17 protein-coding genes and 1 pseudogene are annotated in these 19,712 nt (G+C 45.1%); 10 read left to right on the top strand and 8 right to left on the bottom strand.

Annotated elements, in window-relative coordinates; genetic code table 11:
* Window positions 1–5: 5 nt before the first annotated feature.
* On the top strand, window positions 6–1,922 hold the full coding sequence (locus MAMMFC1_RS05460; protein ID WP_232035687.1) for a hemagglutinin repeat-containing protein: 1,917 nt from the start codon (window positions 6–8) through the stop codon (window positions 1,920–1,922).
* On the opposite strand, the pseudogene MAMMFC1_RS22855 reads toward MAMMFC1_RS05460, so the two are convergent.
* From MAMMFC1_RS22855 to MAMMFC1_RS05430, 6 genes and pseudogenes are all read right to left on the bottom strand, one after another.
* Window positions 1,877–2,095 (bottom strand): annotated as a pseudogene (locus MAMMFC1_RS22855) (transposase); the annotation flags it as partial. The gene MAMMFC1_RS05460 and the pseudogene MAMMFC1_RS22855 sit on opposite strands and share 46 nt — an antisense overlap.
* 200 nt (window positions 2,096–2,295) lie before the next feature.
* Entirely contained in the window at window positions 2,296–3,096 is an 801-nt protein-coding gene (locus MAMMFC1_RS05450) for an ExeA family protein (RefSeq protein WP_126305554.1), read from the bottom strand.
* Window positions 3,096–4,379, bottom strand: coding sequence for a DDE-type integrase/transposase/recombinase (locus MAMMFC1_RS05445; RefSeq protein WP_126305553.1), 1,284 nt, complete (start codon window positions 4,377–4,379; stop codon window positions 3,096–3,098). Before MAMMFC1_RS05445 ends, MAMMFC1_RS05450 begins: the two co-directional genes overlap by 1 nt.
* Before the next feature lie 91 nt (window positions 4,380–4,470).
* Window positions 4,471–5,049 (bottom strand): DUF6431 domain-containing protein, encoded by a 579-nt coding sequence (locus MAMMFC1_RS05440; RefSeq protein WP_126305552.1) that lies wholly within the window; start codon window positions 5,047–5,049, stop codon window positions 4,471–4,473.
* 37 nt (window positions 5,050–5,086) lie between these two features.
* Window positions 5,087–5,497 carry a transposase gene (locus MAMMFC1_RS05435; RefSeq protein WP_126307175.1) on the bottom strand — a complete coding sequence of 137 codons (411 nt, stop codon included), beginning with the start codon at window positions 5,495–5,497 and terminating at the stop codon, window positions 5,087–5,089.
* A gap of 11 nt (window positions 5,498–5,508) precedes the next feature.
* Complete coding sequence (locus MAMMFC1_RS05430; RefSeq protein WP_126307173.1) at window positions 5,509–6,006, bottom strand: helix-turn-helix domain-containing protein; 498 nt, start codon at window positions 6,004–6,006, stop codon at window positions 5,509–5,511.
* Between the two features lie 181 nt (window positions 6,007–6,187).
* Here MAMMFC1_RS05430 and MAMMFC1_RS05425 point away from each other — a divergent pair, with 181 nt between their 5' ends.
* The 6 genes from MAMMFC1_RS05425 (at window position 6,188) to MAMMFC1_RS05400 (ending at window position 13,063) form a co-directional block, all read left to right on the top strand.
* Window positions 6,188–6,574: a hypothetical protein gene (locus MAMMFC1_RS05425; RefSeq protein ID WP_197723918.1), complete on the top strand. Its 387-nt coding sequence runs from the start codon at window positions 6,188–6,190 to the stop codon at window positions 6,572–6,574.
* Window positions 6,571–6,933: a hypothetical protein gene (locus MAMMFC1_RS05420; protein WP_126307170.1), complete on the top strand. Its 363-nt coding sequence runs from the start codon at window positions 6,571–6,573 to the stop codon at window positions 6,931–6,933. Before MAMMFC1_RS05425 ends, MAMMFC1_RS05420 begins: the two co-directional genes overlap by 4 nt.
* Before the next feature lie 155 nt (window positions 6,934–7,088).
* Complete coding sequence (locus MAMMFC1_RS05415) at window positions 7,089–7,412, top strand: hypothetical protein (RefSeq protein ID WP_126307168.1); 324 nt, start codon at window positions 7,089–7,091, stop codon at window positions 7,410–7,412.
* Between the two features lie 739 nt (window positions 7,413–8,151).
* Window positions 8,152–10,362, top strand: coding sequence for a hemagglutinin repeat-containing protein (locus tag MAMMFC1_RS05410; protein ID WP_232035686.1), 2,211 nt, complete (start codon window positions 8,152–8,154; stop codon window positions 10,360–10,362).
* 17 nt (window positions 10,363–10,379) lie between these two features.
* Complete coding sequence (locus MAMMFC1_RS05405; protein ID WP_126307164.1) at window positions 10,380–10,616, top strand: hypothetical protein; 237 nt, start codon at window positions 10,380–10,382, stop codon at window positions 10,614–10,616.
* Between the two features lie 491 nt (window positions 10,617–11,107).
* Entirely contained in the window at window positions 11,108–13,063 is a 1,956-nt protein-coding gene (locus MAMMFC1_RS05400; RefSeq protein ID WP_126307162.1) for a hemagglutinin repeat-containing protein, read from the top strand.
* Window positions 13,064–13,504: 441 nt separating this feature from the next.
* Here the strand turns inward: MAMMFC1_RS05400 and MAMMFC1_RS05395 are convergent, their stop codons facing one another.
* The gene (locus tag MAMMFC1_RS05395) at window positions 13,505–14,545 is read right to left on the bottom strand and encodes an IS3 family transposase (RefSeq protein WP_232035791.1); all 1,041 of its coding nucleotides are present in this window, start codon (window positions 14,543–14,545) and stop codon (window positions 13,505–13,507) included.
* Window positions 14,539–15,090 (bottom strand): helix-turn-helix domain-containing protein, encoded by a 552-nt coding sequence (locus MAMMFC1_RS05390; RefSeq protein ID WP_232035790.1) that lies wholly within the window; start codon window positions 15,088–15,090, stop codon window positions 14,539–14,541. The genes MAMMFC1_RS05395 and MAMMFC1_RS05390 overlap by 7 nt, the downstream gene beginning before the upstream one ends.
* 15 nt (window positions 15,091–15,105) lie before the next feature.
* Here MAMMFC1_RS05390 and MAMMFC1_RS05385 point away from each other — a divergent pair, with 15 nt between their 5' ends.
* The 3 genes from MAMMFC1_RS05385 to MAMMFC1_RS05375 all read left to right on the top strand — a co-directional run bounded on the left by MAMMFC1_RS05385 (window position 15,106) and on the right by MAMMFC1_RS05375 (window position 19,637).
* Window positions 15,106–16,422, top strand: a complete 1,317-nt coding sequence (locus MAMMFC1_RS05385) for a hemagglutinin repeat-containing protein (protein ID WP_232035685.1) — start codon at window positions 15,106–15,108, stop codon at window positions 16,420–16,422.
* A gap of 98 nt (window positions 16,423–16,520) precedes the next feature.
* Window positions 16,521–19,271 carry a hemagglutinin repeat-containing protein gene (locus tag MAMMFC1_RS05380; protein ID WP_232035684.1) on the top strand — a complete coding sequence of 917 codons (2,751 nt, stop codon included), beginning with the start codon at window positions 16,521–16,523 and terminating at the stop codon, window positions 19,269–19,271.
* A gap of 15 nt (window positions 19,272–19,286) precedes the next feature.
* A complete protein-coding gene (locus MAMMFC1_RS05375) occupies window positions 19,287–19,637 on the top strand; it encodes a DUF2019 domain-containing protein (RefSeq protein ID WP_126307152.1) in 351 nt (116 codons plus the stop codon).
* Window positions 19,638–19,712 lie beyond the last annotated feature (75 nt).

The raw sequence follows: 19,712 nt of genomic DNA, 5'->3' as shown, positions 1-19,712 counted from the left end.
AAAAAATGTCAGGCCTCTTCAGCAGCGGCGGCATCGGCTTCACCATCGGCAGCAAAAGCGAAAAAACCACCCTCGATCAACAAACCATGGAGCAAGCCGGCAGCACCATCGGCTCCATCGAAGGCAACGTCAACCTCATTGCCGGCAACCAAGTCAACAGCGCCGGGACTACAATTATCAGCGGTCAGGACACCAACATCAGCGGCAAAAACGTCACCATCGACAACACAGTAAACACCTACGACAGCCAGTACAAATATGAATTCAAGCAAAGCGGCCTGAGTGTATCCTTAGGCGGCGGCGTAATCGATGCTGCCACGGGTGCTTATAACGACATCCAGCGCTCGGGCCAGGTACAGGATGACCGGCTTAAAACGCTGTATGAGTACAAAGCCGTTAAAGATCTTGAGAAACTGAAGGACTTCAAAGGCAACCTGACAAAAGGAGTGGGTGTCGGCGTCAGCATCGGCAGCAGCCAGATGACCGCCGAACAAACAACCCACGCCGAAACCGTCAACCCGTCCAACATCAACGCCGGCGGCAACGTCAACATCACCGCCACCGACGGGGATATCAACCTGATAGCGACAAACATCCATGCCATCGACGTCCTGCTCGACGCCAAGCAAAACCTCAACATCGACGCCGCCCAAAACCAACAACAGATCGACGGCAAAACCAGCTCCTCCTCCTGGTCCTTGGGAGCATCCTTCGGCCTTGACGGCAACTTTACCGGCCTGACCGGCGGCTTCGGCTCCGGCCACGGCACGGAAAACGGCAACACGGTAACCCATACCGGCAGCGTCATCGACGCCGCCGGCACCGTAACCCTCAAATCCGGCAACGACACCAACATTATCGGTTCCCAGGTCAAAGGCGACAAAGTCGTGGCCGACATCGGCGGCAACCTCAACCTCGCCAGCACGCAGGACAGCGATGACTACACGGCGAACAATCAAAGCACCGGCATTGGTTTCGGCACCGGCAAGATCAGCGGTACAACGGGCTCCTTCAATACCGGCAAGACCAACTCCAACTATGACAGTGTCACCGGTCAGGCAGGGATTTTTGCCGGGGCGGAAGGCTTTGATATTTATGTGGGGAAGAATACCGACCTGAAGGGTGCGGTCATTAGCAGCGAGGCTACGCCGGATAAGAATAAGCTCAGTACCGATACGCTGACTTACTCGGATATTGAGAATAAGGCAGAGTATAGCGCAAGCAGTGTTGGAGTTGGCTACGCTGCAGGCAAAGACGCCAATGGCAAAGATGTTACCGATAAAGACAAAGGATTAATACCCAATATTGGGGTAACAGCCAGCGGAGAAGCCTCCAGTACCACAAAATCGGCTATTTCTCTGGGAACTATTGATATTCGCAGCAATCCCACCCAGGATATCTCTAATCTAAACCGCACACCGGAAGGCTCCATAAATGCGCTAGGTAAGATTTTTGACAAACAGACTGTTAAAGAACAACAAGAATTGGCAAATTTATTTGGCCAAGAAGCATTTAAGGCTATTGGTAATCTTGGATTAACTGAAGGTAGTCCTGAAAAAGTGTTTCTTGATGCGTTTGCTGGCGGACTAATGGCTCAACTTGGCGGAGGAAGTTTTGCTTCTGGCGCTGCTGGTGCAGGATTTAATCAACTTGTTCAGCTGGAATTAGCTAAGATTACAGATCCTGCATTACATCAATGGGCTAGTGCGGTTGTAGGTATCGCAGCCGCTAGTGTTGTTGGCGGTAATGCACAGACCGGAGCAAGTACGGCGGTTAGTGAGACAAGGAATAATTGGTTCTGGGGTGCACATGTACTTGCAAGGACAGCTGCAATTTCAGCATTTAGATATTTATCTATATACAATCTATTAAAGATTTACAAAGAACAACACAACCTATCAATGACCTTTAAAGGCATTTGATTGATTTGAGCGACAAACCTTTGAATCCTTTGGCGAATTTCATTGGTTGAGTGATAAAAAACGTTGTAGATACAAGAATGCTTGAGCCAGCCCCAGAATTCTTCAATTAGATTAAGATTGGGACTGTAAGGCGGCAAAAAAACAAGGGTAAGACGATCCTTGTTACTCTTTAAGATGTTAATTTGCAAAATAAATCATCCGTGATATAGCAGAATAAAAGAGCCGGAAATTTGGTCTAATTTACAAACCAAGAGGAATCATGCAGCAGAGCAAAAAGCGGTTTTGCAAATTGATACAACGTGAGTTTGCCCATTCATTCATCCGCAGAAAAAAGCCCGCAACAACGTGGTTGCGGGAAAATAGAGAAGTAAAATCACAATCCGGATTCCGAAGCGACTGCGAAAACGGCCTCGTCATCAATTAATTCAAGTTTTTTGGCACAGCCGTAAAGCAAGCAATTGGTTGCCAGATTGTTAATCAAGCGAGGAAACCCACGAGAACGTGAAGTAATGGCCTCAATGGCCTGGGGAGAAAAAATATCATGAAGAGCGCCAGCCAACTTAAGCTGATGCAGGATGTAGTGCCTGACCTCATCTTTCGAAAGGGAATTCATCTGATAACGCATCACCACCCGTTGGGCCAGGGGCTGATTGTGACTTAACCGTAACCGTTCCATAAAATGAGGAAGGCCAACCATAATCAGTATAAACGGATTGGCAGAATCCATCGCAAAATTGAACAACAAGCTAATGTCGTTTAAAAACTGATTGGAGACCATTTGCATCTCATCCAGAATGAAAACCGGTGTCATCTTTTGGTTGTGAAACAGATGAAGCGTGGCCTGCTGGATTTGAGCAAACAGGTCGACCTTGCGAAACTTCGGCTCCTGTCCTAACCCTACGGTCAACCCCCTGTAAAAGTCAGATACGGTGACAGTAGACAAGGGAAAGTAGATGGCCTTAAACAACGAAGGATTGAGCGAGGCAGCGAAATTTCTCATCAGCGAAGTTTTTCCTGCGCCAGCCTCGCCAATCACAACGCCCATACCGCGAGTCGACTTTAAATATTCCAGTCTGGCCGTGCCTTCGGAGAATCCTTGCGAGGAAAAGAAGTGTTTGGTTTCAAGCTCTTTGCGAAAGGGCACCGACGAGAGAGAATAAAAGGATTGGAACATCACACATCCTCCTTTTGGCAGGCCAGTAAACTGCCAAAAGAAATCGCAGTCTCTTTGGGAAAGTCCCTGCGTTCCCGTTTGACTTGGGAGTTGTCCCGAAACGATACCGGCGCAGCCACACCTACCTGGATGTCATTGTCATAGATATAGACTTGCTCGGGCGACTCCGGATCATAGCGTACTTCAATCCGTTGCCCGACTAGCTTGGCCGGGACTTCAAACAAACGGTTTGACAGCGTGATCGTTGCGTCGTGCTTCACCTTACGGTATTCCCGCTTAAAAAAGAGTCGTTCCAAAGCATAGGGATCCGTATATAATCGGACAGAAGACGGCTGTGACAAAAATAAGTCAAAAGGAGACATGTCCAGTGCGGAATGCGGTTTGCGATTGTAATCGCTCTCCAGCCACTTCCAAAACTGAGCATTTAAATCATCCAGGGATTTAGGCATATTGTTGGCAAGGAGCGGGTAAAAACGACGGCGCACTGTGCCGAAAAAACGCTCAATTTTTCCTTTGCTCTGCGGATCATAAGGCTGAGTATGAGTCAGCGTAATACCAAGAGCGGCGCAAGCTAAATGAAGCTCCCTGGCATGATACACCTTGCCGTTGTCAACATAAATCATCTTCGGGACACCCCGGCGGAGAATGGACTCTTTGAGCACCGCTTTCATGGGACTAAACTTCTCCGTAAACGAGAACTGAGCAAAAGGAACCAGCCGGGAGCAGTCGTCAATAAAGGCGAACAAATGAGTTTTGAGCTTCTTGCCGCCAATCGTAAGGTAAGGGCCAATGGACATATCGCCCTGCCACAGAATATTCACCTTATCATAACTAAAGCGTTTGCGTTCCTTTAATGCTTTCTCCTCCGGCCATAAAAGCTGTTGTGATTTTAAGAGCCGGTAAACGCTGTGGTAAGACACTTTGTCAGGAGCCAACACCGTGTTCTTAACCAGCTTTTCATAAAACAGCACAACAGAAAGCTCCCTGTTTTTCTGACGCGAAGCAATAATCTGCTCCTTTAGCTCTGGTGAGATCACCCGGCTTCTCCCGCGGTCAGAACGGCCTTTGGGTTTTAAGGCCACAAATCCGCCGCGGCGATAATCGCGGAGCCAGCCCTCCAGAGTTTTCGGTGCAAATTCTTTGCGGCCATAATAGGGGACCTCATGGAACTTGGCGCAGATTTCGGACAGGTAGTCTTGTTTAGAATCGACTTGATCATTCAAAAGCGGGGCGATCAGCCCATAACGAAATAGAGCGACTTGCTCGCGATCTTCATTTGTCAATGAACACACCTCCGGTAAATGGGGAGGCTAGCCGGCTAACCTTGTACAAAAGCCATCATACCGCAACTTTCTGACCTTCGCCAGCGAAAAGTTATGTGGGAACGCACTGGTTTACGCTCAGATAGAACCTATGGTACAATGAATGTGCCATAAAAGTATGTTTGTAGTGTTGATGAAACCTTTGCGAAAGGGTTTCGGCTGTGGGGACAGTTAACATACAAACCATTTTTGTGGCTTTTTCTTTTACATCTTGCGGAGTGACTTCAGGCCAGCCCTGGTCGCGGAAAAACATCTCCAGAAATAGCAAGTTGCCATGGAATCGTCTTCGATAAAAGCGCAGTAGGGCTGAACAAATTCTTGACGTGGTTGCCTTGGCAAGAAAGATTTGTTGCAACGCGGTCACAATGAACTCCAGTGAATACTGGAAATAGGGCAGTGCAAAGGAAGGCAGCATCGATATCGTCAGTTTGCACGTTTTGCAGTAGAACCTGGCTACCGGAATCCGTTTTTCCCATTGCTCATTCAAGATATTGCGCCAATAGCTGCCATGCCGATGAATCGAGTGAACGGCTCCGCAGACGGGACACTTTTCCGGTCGAACAATTTCTAATGCCTGAAATCGGGTAATGTATTGCGTAATAGTTTCTTTAACTGTAATCAGAATCTGCAAAAAATCCGCTCCCGTTGCTGTTGTAATGTGCAATATATTATAGCAAATTGGAACGGATCTGAAAAAACGCTTCGTCCGTATGATTCTGCAATATTTTCCCCGGCCAAGGATTAGATTTTTTGCAAGCTAACATTAAGAATGGCTGTAAGAGATTGGCATGATGAATTCTGGCATTATCGAGAATGATTACAATTCTTTCCCCTGGATACTTCAAAAGGATCTGCTGTAGAAAGGACAAAAAGACCTCGGCATCATAACGGTCACTTTCGATTACAAAGATTTCGCCGCTTTCATAGTCAAGCGTGCCTAAAAGTTTAATACCTTGATGCTTACCGTAAGTTGGGATAATGCGTTGCTGCCCTTTTGGAAACCAAGTACGGGCGATAGCCTGATAATCCCGAATCATAGATTCATCCTGAAACAAAATACGATCAACTTTGTCATGCAAAAGATCGGCTCTCAGGGTTTCCCATTTTTTTTGAATTCTTCTTGTTGAATTGGGTCAGCATGAGCAAGAGTATAGGTTGGACGAGTACAGGTAAAGCCCAGTTCGTGCAATAATACATTGGTTCCACTTCGAGAATATTCTACATTAAAGGTGCGAATTATCCATTCTCTAAGGATGGGTCCTGTCCAGTTCATCTCTGCCGGAAAACCTACATCCTCGGGTCTTTTATGGATCAGGACATCAAGAATTTCTTGTTTTTGTTCCTTGGTAAGAAAAGAGGGTCTGCCAGGAGAGAAGTTCATTGCAAGGGCCTTAAGGCCACCGGTCTGATAGGCGTTGAGAAAATTGTAGACTGTTTTCAAACAACGACCGGTGATTTTGGCGATCTGAGGAACATCATAACCTTCCAAGTAAAGTTTTATGGTTTGGTAGCGCTCAAACAGGCGTCGGTTTTTACAATTCTTCATTGCATGATTTACTGCAATTAGACGATTATCTAAGGATTCCATGTGTAACCCTGCTCCTTTGGTTAAAGAATAAGTATATTTTAAAAATACCACATTTAACCAAAAGAAAATAGTCCCTAATGTAAATCTTTTTTAGATTTTATATAGTACACCTGCAGGAAGGGCCGTACTTCAAAAATTAGAAATTTATTCAGAAGAAGCGATGATTGCCAGTGAAGAATTGATGGCAAAAGTTGTGAATGAAGCGAATGCACTCATGACACGTTTTGGAATACCTGGGCGTGTTCAATCCCGTATTAACTTAATAACTGGAGATTTGGAGGCTGGATGGGAACATGTATTATCCAGACATTTTAATACTTCGGTTAATGCTTCTCAATTTACTGTAGCACCAGAGGAACTGCAAGGCATTCTTCAAAGTGAACAAGTCATTGGGACTCCTATACTTAGAATAGTGTTAAGTGATCAAGGTCCTAGATTCTTACGAGAAGTAACCTTAGATAAAATAATAGGGATTGATAAATTTTCTAATCTACCGACTTCAGTTATGACTGTATTAACCGATTTACAAGGTAATTTGGTAACAGCTACACCGGGAGTGATAAAATGAAGCTCATTGGAAGCCTAATAGAACAAAACGCTAGGGCAATCATGGCTATTACGCATGATTCTTTGTTTAAGGGACATAACCCCAGGTTGTTTAATGTACTAAAAACTTTATTTCCAGAATTGAAAACTGTATATTTTCTTGCGCATACACCTGAACAAGGCGAAGACATTTATGTGCTTCTTGTTGATGCAACTCATGTCGTTTCAGTTGAATTAGACCGTTATGACGAAAATGTCGAACCTATAGTACGAATAAGATCGCTCAAAGAGTATAAGCGAAAGCTAAGTAAAACGAAACAAATTGAATTAGCCGTTGCTATGGATTTATCTCAAAAAGATTTATCATCAAGTTCGAGTTAGGCTGCAGTTAACAGTGTAAATAACGTTTTTGTTGGTTAATTAAATGTCATGAATAGAGGTCAGCGGACATAAAATCCGCTGACCTCAATGACTTATTGAATATTAAACAATACAAATCCATAAAAGGAAAATGATATTGAGATGGAGGTAATTACGTGCTTATTTGGAGAGGATATGGGTTTACAGTTCCGTTGATTGTTTTATCCGTATGTTTGGTATTGCAATATTCTTTAGATGCGATGTTTTATAAAGGATATTATACTTTCAGTAAATGGCCAGTATCGGTTGCGTTGTTCATTGCTGCCATACCAGTCTGGTTTTTGGGGAAGAAAATCAACGAAAATGCTGAACGAATTTTACTTGACACTAAAACAAACCAGGAGGTAAAAATAGTAAATACTCACAGCCTATTTTGGCTTCGAATGGAATATTGGGCACTTATCTTAGTAGTAGTTGGTATAATAAATTTTGTGCATTAAGAATAGAGGTCAGCGGATGTCTGGTAATTAAATAACAAATGGATAATATTTCCTATTAATTATCCATTAAAATCAAATCTGGTGAATCAGAATGACTTAGACTCATTGCTGCCACAAAACAGACAACTACCCCCATAGCCATTACCGGAGCAGTTGCCACAATACGTACTACCACAATCCTTACATTTCATCAATGCTCCCATACAAGGTGCTTCTTTACCACAATTCGGACATTTCCTTACATTATCGTACATATCAATAAAACCTCCTCAATAATAATAATTTTAATATATCACCTGTCGGTGATGACGAAAACGGAGTTTTCGTCGCAGAGGTTCTTTTCATGTAATTTATCGTAAATCCAGTAAAATCAAGGTTTAAATCAATCTGATACCTTTAATAATAATCATATATGCATCAGTCTATCATCAGAGTTATTTGCGTGACTTCTGATGATTTTTTATTAACGGGTACAATAAAATATATTACCGGATAAAAATCATCCAACAGAGATCACCCGATAAACTTATGGCAAACATCTGTCACATGTCACGGATAAAAAATATTTTTATAAAAACTACAAATGATGTTATGTAAGAGTCAGGGGACGGTTCTATGACTCTATGAAATTAGCAACATAGTTGGCACCAACGATGTCGGTCTTACCGCCACCGACGGCAACATCAACATCACCGCCGCCGATGAAACCGGCAGCGACGAACACTACCGCCAAGAAAAAATGTCAGGCCTCTTCAGCAGCGGCGGCCTCGGCTTCACCATCGGCATCAAAAGCGAAAAAACCACCCTCGATGAACAAACCATGGAGCAAGCCGGCAGCACCATCGGCTCTATCGAAGGCAACGTCAACCTCATTGCCGGCAACCAAGTCAACAGCGCCGGGACTACAATTATCAGCGGCCAGGACACCAACATCAGCGGCAAAAACGTCACCATCGACAACACAGTAAACACCTATGACAGCCAGTACAAATACGAATTCAAGCAAAGCGGCCTGAGTGTATCCTTAGGCGGCGGCGTAATCGATGCTGCCACGGGTGCATATAACGACATCCAGCGCTCGGGCCAGGTACAGGATGACCGGCTTAAAACGCTGTATGAGTACAAAGCCGTTAAAGATCTTGAGAAACTGAAGGACTTCAAAGGCAACCTGACAAAAGGAGCGAGTGTCGGCGTCAGCATCGGCAGCAGCCAAATGACCGCCGAACAAACAACCCACGCCGAAACCGTCAACCCGTCCAACATCAACGCCGGCGGCAACGTCAACATCACTGCCACCGACGGGGATATCAACCTGATAGCGACAAACATCCATGCCATCGATGTCATGCTCGACGCCAAGCAAAACCTCAACATCGACGCCGCCCAAAACCAACAACAGATCGACGGCAAAACCAGCTCCTCCTCCTGGTCCTTGGGAGCATCCTTCGGCCTTGACGGCAACTTTACCGGCCTGACCGGCGGCTTCGGCTCCGGCCACGGCACGGAAAACGGCAACACGGTAACCCATACCGGCAGCGTCATCGACGCCGCCGGCACCGTAACCCTCAAATCCGGCAACGACACCAACATTATCGGTTCCCAGGTCAAAGGCGACAAAGTCGTGGCCGACATCGGCGGCAACCTCAACCTCGCCAGCACGCAGGACAGTGATGACTACGCGGCGAACAATCAAAGCATCGGCGTTGGTTTCGGCACCGGCAAGATCAGCGGTACAACGGGCTCCTTCAACACCGGCAAAACCAACTCCACTTATGACAGTGTCACCAGTCAGGCAGGGATCTTCGCCGGTGAGGAAGGTTTCGATATCTATGTGGGAAAAAATACTGACCTGAAGGGTGCGGTGATTTCGAGCGAGGCTGCGCCGGATAAGAACAGGCTGAGTACCGGCACACTGACTTATTCGGATATTGAGAATAAGGCTAGTTACAGCGCCAGCAGCAATGGCTTCAGCTACAATAGCAAATTGGAACCGGGAATGACTCTTGGAGACTTAGGTCTTACACCCAATATTGGAATAAAGGTTTCAGGGGACGCAGACAGTACGACTAAATCTGCTATTGCTCCAGGGACAATTGAGATACGAGATAACCCAAGCCAAGATATTTCTAACCTTAGTCGTGACACGAATAACTCATTAAATAGTTTGGGAAAAATCTTTGACAAGCAAACAGTTAAAGAAAAACAAGAACTATCAGCATTATTTGGTGAAGTGGCGTTTGAGGAACTTCATAAAATTAGTGACAAAAACGGTTGGAATGATGGTGATCCTCAAAAAGTAGCACTTCACGCAGCAGTCGGAGCCATTATGGTTAGAATAGGTGGCGGAAATGCACTATCTGGAGGATTTAGTGCAGGTGTCAACGAAGCACTCCAAAAAGAACTGTCAAACATTCAAGACCCTGCACTTCGTCAATGGGTTAGCTATGCAATAGGTTCTGCTGCGTCCGCAGTTGCAGGAGGAACACCGCAAACGGGTGGCTCAATAGCTGCTAGTGGGACGAAAAATAATAATCTTGGATATGTTATAGCTGCTATACACATGATTCCTGGAGTAGGAGAAATTGCCATTACGGTTGATGGTGCTATTATAGTTGCGGGGGTAGCATACTTAGCGGGTTCGGCAGTATATGAATGGGCTTACAATAAATATGATAACTATATGTTTAATAAAACATATCCACCTGCAAACGACCATACTACTTCTACAGATCATAAGGTCCCAGATGAAGGGACACCAAATTCGTCCTACGACAAGGTTGATGGTGATGGAAATGTAATAACACGGAGATATTATGATGAATTTGGTAGACCTCTTAAGGATGTTGATTTTACTGATCATGGAAATCCAAAACAACATCCTAAAGTACCTCATGAACATGATTGGGATTGGTCAAAAAACCCACCTAGACAACCAGAATCAAATGATTAAAGAGAAGGGGCATTGTAATGTATAGTTATAAAGAACTTGAACATGATTTAGAAATGGGCCATGAGGTTGAGTTTTTCCACATGGAACAAAAATATTCGATAAGCAATAATAAGGATGGGTGGTATCTTACGAGACTTTATGATGAAAACTATCAATCATTTAAAACCGCTCAAGAGTTATTGGAGTATGGTCGAATAAATGGGAAAACTCTGGCGGATATTTGGAATCAAGTGAAGGTAGAGACTGTTTTTTAGAAGAAGAAAATGTGATAAGGTGACGAGATTGTTTAACACGCCTACAAGTCTAGGACATTGCAGATGATTTAATAGAAGAGAGGTCAGCGGACGTAAGAATCCGCTGACCTCTCTTTTCCTCTCAGGTGTCGTCTGATTGAACAAACAACGACTAGATAATATTACCTATTAATAACCTGTAAAAATCAAATCTGGTGGATCAGAAGGACTTCGACTCAGTGTTGCCACAAAACGGACAACTACCCCCATACCCATTACCAGAACAGTTACCACAATACACACCGCCACATTCCTTACATTTCATTAAAGATCCCATACAAGGTGCATCACTACCACAATTCGGACATTTTCTCACGTTATCGTACATATCAATAAAACCTCCTTAAAAATAATAATTTTAATATATCACCTGTCGGTGATGACGAAAACGGTGTTTTCGTCATAGAGGTTCTTTTCATGTAATTTATCGTAAATCCAGTAAAATCAACGTCATGCTCGACGCCAAGCAAAACCTCAACCTGGACGCCGCCCAAAACCAACAACAGATCGACGGCAAAACCAGCTCCTCCTCCTGGTCCTTGGGAGCATCCTTCGGCCTTGACGGCAACTTTACCGGCCTGACCGGCGGCTTCGGCTCCGGCCACGGCACGGAAAACGGCAACACGGTAACCCATACCGGCAGCGTCATCGACGCCGCCGGCACCGTAACCCTCAAATCCGGCAACGACACCAACATTATCGGTTCCCAGGTCAAAGGCGACAAAGTCGTGGCCGACATCGGCGGCAACCTCAACCTCGCCAGCACGCAGGACAGTGATGACTACACGGCGAACAATCAAAGTACCGGCATTGGTTTCGGCACCGGCAAGATCAGCGGGACAACGGGTTCCTTCAATACCGGCAAGACCAACTCCAACTATGACAGTGTCACCGGTCAGGCAGGGATCTTCGCCGGTGAGGAAGGCTTTGATATTTATGTGGGGAAGAATACCGACCTGAAGGGTGCGGTCATTGCCAGTGAGGCGGATGCGGATAAGAACAGGCTCAGCACCGATACGCTGACTTGGTCAGATATTGAGAATAAGGCGGAGTATAGCGCAAGCAGTTCAGGCATTGGCTATGCCGCCGGGAAAGACGCGAACGGTAACGACGTAGAAAAGAAAGACCTGGGACTGACGCCTAATATTGGTGTAACTGCAAGTGGAGAAGCCTCCAGCACCACCAAATCAGCGATTTCCCTGGGAACGATTGAGATTCGCAGCAATCCCGACCAGGATATTTCTAACCTCAATCGAACTCCTGAAGGAGCCGTCAATGCGCTAGGGAAAATATTTGATAAGCAAACAGTGCAAGAACAGCAGGAATTAGCCGGATTATTTGGTGAAGAAGTATTTAAAGCGATTGGTAATCTTGGATTAAAAGAAGGCAGTGCTGAAAAAGTTGCTCTTGATGCTTTTGCTGGTGGGTTAATGGCTCAACTTGGCGGTGGTAGCTTTGCCTCAGGTGCTGCCGGAGCAGCCTTCAATCAGATCGTCATGAATGAACTGGCAAAGATAAAAGACTCTGCTGCAATGCAATGGGCCAGTGTGATTGTAGGGGCAGTTGCTGCTAAAGTTGTAGGTGGCAATGCACAGACTGGGGCAAGTGTTGCTGCTAGTGAGACGAAGAATAACTGGCTGAATCACCGACAACAAGCGGAACTTGCTGAAAAGCTGTCTAAAGCTACAAGCGATGAAGAGAGATTAAAGATATTAGAAGAATATAAAGCATTAAGCCAGATAAATATTCTAAGTGGTGTAGATCCAGATACCGGATTACCAGTACCTAGAGATCCAGTATCTGGACAAGCATATGAAGCAATAGAGCCTGAATTGTTAAAAGTGCTAAATGATCTAAATTTACCGGGATCATTTGGGATAATAAATTATAATGTTGATAATTCGGGATTAAACAATAACCTAGCAAGGGCACGAAACTTCATACATTATGGAAATGAAACTCTTGAGTTAGGGAAGAACGTAGGAGAATCATTAGTTGATACCGCAGCGGGAGAACTAATCATTAATCAACTGAGAACCAGCTTTACTATAGGTAAAGTGTCTGCACCTCGTCTTGGACCAGCGACCACCCTTGAAATCGTAGTAGATACTACCCCTGGAAGCACTATTGCATTAAAAGGTGTTAGTAAAGTCCTCGGTGGAGTAGTGGCGCTTGGGCAGACAACATATGATGTTTATTTAGACTACAAGACGTTTGGTGGTCTCAATGAAAAATTTGCAATGGCTGCAGGTGCTGATATTGGTACAACTGCCGTATTGGCCTTAGGCGGAGGAGCTGCGGTGAGTCTAGGTGCACCAGTTATAGCTGTTTCAATCGTAGGGGGAGGAGTAGCCTATTTAGTAAATAAAGAAGTGATAAAACCATGGAAAGAGGGACTTGGGCAATAATCGGTATGCACAAATCTCTTGCAGTGAAGGGAGCGGGTTATAATATTGTCTTTAATAGATTCTATGCCATGGTTTTTTTGGGTCGTTTGGGGACTGTTTGGTATCCCATATATACTAAGATGGGTAATAAAATTTTCCAAGAATGATCCGATGTTATGGAGAATAGGCTGGGCGCTATCTACAGTTTTACTTATCATTGTAATAATAGATAATGTAATTAAGGGAACTGGTGCGTTAGCAAGCTATTCGGCAATACTAGGGCAGATATCAATACCTCTAGTGGTGTTGACAGTCCTATTGATTTTTATGGGTGGCTATCAGAAGGCCACACGTCCGGATTTTGACCCTGAGAAACGAAGAACAGTTAAACTGTACATGTATGGTTTAGTAGCTACACTCATTTTACTTGGATTGTTCTTTGGTGGGTTCGAAATTTACCATCTAATTACTGGACGATGATTTAATTTCTATAAGGCAAAAGAGGTCAGTGGACGTAAAAATTGAAGTGCTCCCTGTCAAGTAGACAGTAGAAAAAATAAAAGCTCTATGATGCCAACTTTGCGTAAAAGTTGGCATCACCTTTTTTATGCAGCTGTATGACTCCGATAGCGTCTGTACTCTAACGGTGTCATGCAATTGGAGTCGTTTTTGATATCGGTGATTATTATAATACTCTATATATTCACTGACCGCAGTTTCCAGCTCATCGTACGAACTGAACTTTTTGAGATAATACATCTCTGATTTCATCATTCCCCAGAATGCTTCCATGGGACCGTTGTCTATGCATCTTGATACCCTAGACATACTTTGTGTCATTCCGGCATCAACAAGCTTTTTATGAAAGGCCTTACTTGTATATTGAAATCCCCTGTCACTATGAAAGAGGGGAGTTGCATCAGGATATTCTTTATGAGCTATGTCAAAGGTCTTAAAAACAAGTTCATTATTGTTCGAAAGATCAAGCACAAAAGCGACAATACTTTTATCTGCTAGATCCAGTATTGCGCTCAAATGTGCTTTCTGTTCAAGACCATATTTCATCTCTGTTACATCAGTAAGCCATTTTTCTCCAAAGTGAGTTGCTGTAAACTCTCTGTTCAAAATATTTTCAGCAGTGATTTCAGGTGTGGACTGAATATATTTCTTTCTTTTTCGGCGGCATACGGACTGAAGTTGCAAAATCTTCATTAGTCGGTAAATCCGCTTATGATTCACAGTAAGGTTGTGTTTACGATTGAGTTTGATAGTCATTTGGCGGTACCCAAGAATACCATTACGTTCTTGATAGGCGTCTTTGATCAGTGGGATTAATTCTTTATTCATCTGCTCATTAGCACTCGCGTTTCTGTTTAGCCATTTGTGGTAAGAAGATCTTTGTACGCCTGCGATTTCACAGAGTTTCTGTATTGGATAAGTTGTTGTATCATGAAGTTCCTGGATTACAAGGTAAATGGTTTCATATTTTACCTGGCTTAGGATCGCCGCCTTTCTATTTCTTCCAGCTTTTTTAAAAATTCTATCTCCATTTGTTGCCTTTTGTTTTTGGCTTCAAGAAGTTTATTCTCGGCCCTTAACTTCTCAATCTCCGACATTGCATCTAAGGTCTTTCTTTTGCCACGTTTATCTTGTAAGGCTTCGACACCATCGGTTTCATACTTGGTTGTCCAACTATAAACCTGCTGATAGGAGACTTGGTATTTTTGTGCCGTTTCAGCATAGTTATTCTGTTGCTCAATACAATATTTAACGATTTCAACTCTTTCCTCATAACTCGTTTTGCGACCTTTGATCATGATGGTTGCTCCTCCTGTTCCAGAAGACTTTAACTTCTCATGACCATTATACTTTGAAATCCAGTTTTGTAGTTGACAGATTGACTTAATTGCGTATTTTGTAAGAGTCGGGGGACGGTTCCGTGACTCTATGAAATTAGCAACATAGTCGGCACCAACGATGTCGGTCTTACCGCCACCGACGGCAACATCAACATCACCGCCGCCGATGAAACCGGCAGCGACGAACACTACCGCCAAGAAAAAATGTCAGGCCTCTTCAGCAGCGGCGGCCTCGGCTTCACCATCGGCAGCAAAAGCGAAAAAACCACCCTCGATCAACAAACCATGGAGCAAGCCGGCAGCACCATCGGCTCCATCGAAGGCAACGTCAACCTCATTGCCGGCAACCAAGTCAACAGCGCCGGGACTACAATTATCAACGGCCAGGACACCAACATCAGCGGCAAAAACGTCACCATCGACAATACAGTAAACACCTACGACAGCCAGTACAAATACGAATTCAAGCAAAGCGGCCTGAGTGTATCCTTAGGCGGCGGCGTAATCGATGCTGCCACGGGTGCTTATAACGACATCCAGCGCTCGGGCCAGGTACAGGATGACCGGCTTAAAACGCTGTATGAGTACAAAGCCGTTAAAGATCTTGAGAAACTGAAGGACTTCAAAGGCAACCTGACAAAAGGAGTGGGTGTCGGCGTCGGCATCGGCAGCACAACAATCACATCCGAGCAAAACACCCATGTGGAAAGCGTCAACCCATCCAACATCAGCGCCGGCGGCAACGTCAACATCACCGCCACCGACGGTAATGTCAACCTCAAAGGGACCAAAATCACTGCGACTGAGGTCACCTTGGACGCCGAAAACGACATCAACCTCGACGCCGCCCAAAACCAACAACAGATCGATGGCAAAACCAGCTCCTCCTCCTGGTCTTTAGGCGGCACCATCGGCGTAGGCTACTCCGGTAGCTTCGGCAGCAGTAGCGGCAAAGAAAACGGCAACGCTGTGACCCATACCGGCAGCGTCATTGACGCCAGCGGCACAGTAAACCTCAAATCCGGCAACGACACCAACATCACCGGTTCCCAGGTAATAGGCGAAAAAGTAAAAGCCGACATCGGCGGCAACCTCAACATCACCAGCCTGCAGGACAGCGACGACTACACGGCGAACAATCAAAGCATCGGCGTTGGTTTCGGCACCGGCAAAATCAGCGGTACCCATGGATCTTTCAATACCGGCAAAACCGACTCCGTCTACGACAGTGTCACCAGTCAGGCAGGGATCTTCGCCGGTCAAGACGGCTTTGACATTACGGTAGGGAAGAATACCGACCTAAAGGGTGCGGTCATTAGCAGTACGGCTACGCCGGATAAGAATAAACTGTCGACGGGTACGCTAACCTTCTCCAATTTTGAGAACAGAGCAAAGTATTTGGCAAACAGCATTGGAGTTAATTACAACGCAGGTAAAGACGTAGCTAAAAAAGATCGAGGATTTACTCCGAATATAAGAGTCAGGGGACGGTTCTATGACTCTATGAAATTAGCAACATAGTTGGCACCAACGATGTCGGTCTTACCGCCACCGACGGCAACATCAACATCACCGCCGCCGATGAAACCGGCAGCGACGAACACTACCGCCAAGAAAAAATGTCAGGCCTCTTCAGCAGCGGCGGCCTCGGCTTCACCATCGGCAGCAAAAGCGAAAAAACCACCCTCGATCAACAAACCATGGAGCAAGCCGGCAGCACCATCGGCTCCATCGAAGGCAACGTCAACCTCATTGCCGGCAACCAAGTCAACAGCGCCGGGACTACAATTATCAGCGGCCAGGACACCAACATCAGCGGCAAAGACGTCACCATCGACAACACAGTAAACACCTACGACAGCCAGTACAAATACGAATTCAAGCAAAGCGGCCTGAGTGTATCCTTAGGCGGCGGCGTAATCGATGCTGCCACGGGTGCTTATAACGACATCCAGCGCTCGGGTCAGGTACAGGATGACCGGCTTAAAACTCTGTATGAGTACAAAACCGTTCAAGATCTTGAGAAACTGAAGGACTTCAAAGGCAATCTGACAAAAGGAGCGGGTGTCAGCGTCAGCATCGGCAGCAGCCAAATGACCGCCGAACAAACAACCCACGCCGAAAGCGTCAACCCGTCCAACATCAACGCCGGCGGCAACGTCAACATCACCGCCACCGACGGGGATATCAACCTGATAGCGACAAACATCCATGCCATCGACGTCCTGCTAGACGCCAAGCAAAACCTCAACCTCGACGCCGCCCAAAACCAACAACAGATCGACGGCAAAACCAGCTCCTCCTCCTGGTCCTTGGGAGCATCCTTCGGCCTTGACGGCAACTTTACCGGCCTGACCGGCGGCTTCGGCTCCGGCCACGGCACGGAAAACGGCAACACGGTAACCCATACCGGCAGCGTCATTGACGCCGCCGGCACCGTAACCCTCAAATCCGGCAACGACACCAACATTATCGGTTCCCAGGTCAAAGGCGACAAAGTCGTGGCCGACATCGGCGGCAACCTCAACCTCGCCAGCACGCAGGACAGTGATGACTACGCGGCGAACAATCAAAGCACCGGCATTGGTTTCGGCACCGGTAAAATCAGCGGTACAACGGGCTCCTTCAATACCGGCAAGACCAACTCCAACTATGACAGTGTCACCGGTCAGGCAGGGATTTTTGCCGGGGCGGAAGGCTTTGATATTTATGTGGGGAAGAATACCGACCTGAAGGGTGCGGTGATTAGCAGTGAGGCTACACCGGATAAGAATAAACTCTCTACCGGTACGCTGACATTCTCCAATCTGGAGAACAGAGTGAAGTATCTATCCAGTAGTATTGGAGTTAATTACAACAGCAAACTTACTCCAGGGATGAAATTGGGTGATTTGGGTCTAACGCCTAATGTGGGAATAACTGTATCAGGAGAAGCAGATAGTACAACAAAATCAGCAATATCACCTGGAACGATTGAAGTACGGAGCAATCCCAATCAAGATTTGAGCGGATTAAGCCGTGATCCGTCTGGTGCACTGAATGCATTGGGTAAGATCTTTGACAAGAAAACTATTCAAGAAAAACAAGAATTAGCGCAGGTATTTGGTGAAGAAGTCTTTAAAGCAATAGGCGACTTGAAACTAAAAGAAGGCAGTCCGGAAAAAGCGGCATTAGATGCTTTTGCTGGTGGCTTAATGGCTCAACTTGGTGGAGGAAGTTTTGCATCGGGAGCTGCCGGTGCAGGTCTTAACCAACTGATAATGAATGAATTAGCAAAAATAAAAGACCCTGCCGTTATGCAATGGGCGAGCGCTATCGCAGGAGCAGCGGCAGCCAAGGCAGTTGGAGGAGATGCGCAGACTGGCGCTAGTACTGCGGCTAGTGAGACGAAAAACAACTTCTTGTATCATGAACAGTATGCAGAATACCAGCAACAAAAGAAAGACCTGAAAGATAAGTTAGACAGCGGAAGTATTACGAAGGAAGAATATGACAAAGCTGTACAGGATGTAGAAAAATATTGGTCAGACAAGGACAAGGAACAAACTAAGCAGTGGTTAGCAGAACACCATATAGATGCAGTATTAATAGATGATGAATCTGGACGGATAGCGCTTGAAAAACAGCAATACCAGCAAATGATTATCGAGTTAAGCAACAGCAAAAGTGATGAAGAAACTGCTGCTATAAAGGCAAAATGGCATAAAGTGTCCGATGAACAAATTGATAAATGGAGTAAGATGGGGGATAATCTAGGCGTTAATATGGATGGTAGTAACTACTCTTCATTCCCCGATTTATCAACAGAAGTAGTGAACCTCAATAATCCATATACAGCATGGTTAGTAAAATCTCAAACAGAAGATGCACTAACGTGGGCAAGATTGTCCTTAAAAGCAAAGGGGATTGACCCCAATAATTCAAACAATGCACCGTTGTTAGCGGCAGAAGTAGAAAAACAATTGGAATTGAATAAAGAAATTCGTGATAGTATTGCTAGTTCCATTGGTGGAGGTAGTTTCAAGACATTTAAGGAACTAAAAGGTTTCCTTGGATCTCCAGGGGCAGGAAATCAGTGGCACCACATAGTGGAACAAGCTCAACAAAATGCAAGTAGGGCAGGATTTGCGGCAGAAGAAATAAATTCTGTAGAAAACATAATTGCGTTGCAATCTGGCAAGGATAGTGTTCATAGTGCTATTAGTGCGTATTATTCATCAAAACAATGGTTTTCTGGAACACAGACAGTAAGAGATTGGCTTGCGACTAAAAGTTTTCAAGAGCAATTTGAATTTGGGCTAAATTATTTAAAAGGGTTTGGAGATGTAGTCAAAGAAAATGGTCGTTGGATTTTCAAATCATTTGAATAACAAAAGGAGTCGGTTATGAGGTCGCTCGAAAAAATATTAGAAGAATACTTAGATGCTTGCAAAAAAAATGGAGAATATCTTGATAAAGGGGATTCAAAAACTGCTAACAAGCAGTTTCGAATACTTACAAAAATAAGAAGTGATTTGATATCGAATGAAGAATACGGGTTAACGAAGCTTCTTCCATACCTAGAACATTCGAGCGAATATGTAAGATTACATACAGCTACAATTCTTTTACCTATAACTCCCTCAGAAGCGAAAAATGTATTGCTAGAACTATCAAGCAAAAGAGGTAATGTCGGATTTACTGCAAAAATGACTTTGGCAGAATGGGAAAAGGGGAATTTAAAATTTGATTTTTAAAATTTAGCTAACATAGGCAAAGAGGTCAGTAGACGTAAAAATCCGCTGACCTCTCTTTTCTCTCAGGTGTCGTCT

The sequence above is a fragment of the Methylomusa anaerophila genome, from assembly GCF_003966895.1.
Lineage (GTDB): Bacteria > Bacillota > Negativicutes > Sporomusales > Sporomusaceae > Methylomusa > Methylomusa anaerophila.
The sequence above is the reverse complement of the archived record's forward strand: the minus strand, read 5'-3'. Positions and strand labels throughout refer to the sequence as shown.